Origin of the sequence: Lyngbya sp. CCY1209, assembly GCF_035615495.1 — a bacterium.
GTDB lineage: Bacteria > Cyanobacteriota > Cyanobacteriia > Cyanobacteriales > Microcoleaceae > Limnospira.
The window spans coordinates 1-1,600 of the sequence record NZ_JAJENU010000101.1 but is presented as its reverse complement, the minus strand read 5'-3'; the positions used below and the strand labels follow the sequence as shown (position 1 = coordinate 1,600).

Annotated in this window: 2 protein-coding genes; one reads left to right on the top strand and one right to left on the bottom strand. The window is 52.9% G+C overall.

Going from position 1 to position 1,600, the window contains the following annotated elements:
• The first annotated feature begins 195 nt into the window (after nt 1-195).
• Nucleotides 196-1,296, top strand: coding sequence for a formylglycine-generating enzyme family protein (locus tag LKE08_RS00625; RefSeq protein ID WP_324702257.1), 1,101 nt, complete (start codon nt 196-198; stop codon nt 1,294-1,296).
• Nucleotides 1,297-1,308: 12 nt separating this feature from the next.
• On the opposite strand, the gene LKE08_RS00620 is transcribed toward LKE08_RS00625, so the two are convergent.
• On the bottom strand, nt 1,309-1,455 hold the full coding sequence (locus LKE08_RS00620; protein ID WP_324702256.1) for a hypothetical protein: 147 nt from the start codon (nt 1,453-1,455) through the stop codon (nt 1,309-1,311).
• Between the last annotated feature and the right edge of the window lie 145 nt (nt 1,456-1,600).

Here is a 1,600-nt window from a genome sequence, read left to right as displayed (position 1 = left end):
AAGCCGCTTGGGTTCTCCCCTAAGATATTGGAAGAAACCCGGTTTCTAGAACCAGCCGAGTTGGGAGAGGAAGAAACTGGGTTTCTAGAAGCCGCTTGGGTTCTCCCCTAAGATATTGGTAGAAACCCGGTTTCTGGAGAGCTTGCGGTAAAATGGACGGTATCTTCTCCGAGCCGGTGTCTCACGTGGGGATCTATGGACAACGATCGAAGACAATTGCAAGCCTCAACCCGCCGTCAGTTTATCCGGTTGGCCAGCCAAACCGCGACCGGATTTTTCGTGGCGGGATGTTTGTCCGATCGCCACCGTTCCGAAAATCAAAACTCCGGCGGAACGCCTGCAAAACAGCCCGATGTTGATCAATTTGAACCGCCCGAAGTTCCTGAAAATCTTCCTTTACAGCGCGTCAGTTTTGAAACCCTGCGGGTCGATTCCCGGGGGAATATCAACTGGCGCCGGGAATTGCAGGGGCAATTTTTTACCGAATCGTTGGGAGAAAATATCGCCGTCGAAATGATATTGATTCCGGGGGGAACGTTTCTGATGGGTTCCCCGGAAACGGAAGTGGGACGGGGCATGACCGAAGGGCCCCAGCACGAAGTAACTGTGGCGCCGTTTTTTATGAGTCGATACGCTATCACCCAGAGACAATGGCGGGCGATCGCAAACCTGCCACAACTCGCGATCGACCTGGAACCTGATCGCTCTCAATACGACGGAGAAAACCGCCCCGCCGAGTGGGTGACGTGGTTTGAGGCGATCGAATTTTGCGCCCGACTCTCCAGATTAACCAACCGAACCTACCGACTTCCCAGCGAGGCGGAGTGGGAATACGCCTGCCGCGCCGAAACCGCCACGCCGTTTTATTACGGGGAGACGATTACCACGGATATCGTCAACTTTTACGGCGATTTTACCTACGGCGAAGCCCCGAAAGGTATCGTCCGGGAAGGCACCACACCCGTCGGCAGTTTTCCCCCCAACGCCTTCGGTTTGTACGACACCCACGGCAACGCTTGGGAGTGGTGCGCCGATCCGTGGAATAATGATTACCAGGATGCGCCGACAAATGGGCGGGTTTGGGATGAGGAAATGTCGGGCGATCGCTATCAGGATTATTTGGTTTATTTGAATGATTTGATAAATGACAATCGGTTCCGAGTGCTCCGGGGCGGTTCCTGGGACGTTCACCCGGAAGACTGCCGTTCGGCGATGCGCCTCCGCAACATTCCCACCGGACGCAGCAACTATGGGTTTAGAATCTGTTGCGATATCGATAAAGCCTTTCCGAGTTGATCTCATGTCCGCTCAAATCGTTTTGATAAAACTGACGATCCGAACTTGATGGGACAGGGCAATTGGAGAAAGCGATCGCCCATGACTGGCGACGATTTTTCCGGACAATTTGACGGCAAAATACCAATCGAATAGATGTCCGAACTTGTCAATTTTCAAGAGCCTGTTAATATGGCGATCGCCCCGCTCTTATCTATGATTGTTAACGCACAAGTGTTTTATTTCATCCGCCGACGCTAATTTGCTGGGCTTGAATTCCCGGGAAGGTCTTGTTTTCATCGCGATCGACATTGCGCCAGCCGAC